Below are 241 nucleotides of genomic sequence, written 5' to 3'. Positions count from 1 at the left end.
AAGGCGGAATTGCTAGTAATCGCGGATCAGCATGCCGCGGTGAATACGTTCCCGGGCCTTGTACACACCGCCCGTCACACCACGAAAGCCGGTAACACCCGAAGTCAGTGGCCTAACCCGCAAGGGAGGGAGCTGCCGAAGGTGGGACCGGTGATTGGGGTGAAGTCGTAACAAGGTAGCCGTATCGGAAGGTGCGGCTGGATCACCTCCTTTCTAAGGAGAAACAAACCGCTTGCCGTTA

General features: G+C 57.7%; 1 rRNA gene. It reads left to right on the top strand.

Going from position 1 to position 241, the window contains the following annotated elements:
* Positions 1-213: ribosomal RNA gene (locus ciss_RS09230) — 16S ribosomal RNA — on the top strand; the annotation flags it as partial.
* Between the last annotated feature and the right edge of the window lie 28 nt (positions 214-241).

Origin of the sequence: Carboxydothermus islandicus (genome assembly GCF_001950325.1) — a bacterium.
Taxonomy (GTDB): domain Bacteria; phylum Bacillota; class Z-2901; order Carboxydothermales; family Carboxydothermaceae; genus Carboxydothermus; species Carboxydothermus islandicus.
The sequence above is the reverse complement of the archived record's forward strand: the minus strand, read 5'-3'. Positions and strand labels throughout refer to the sequence as shown.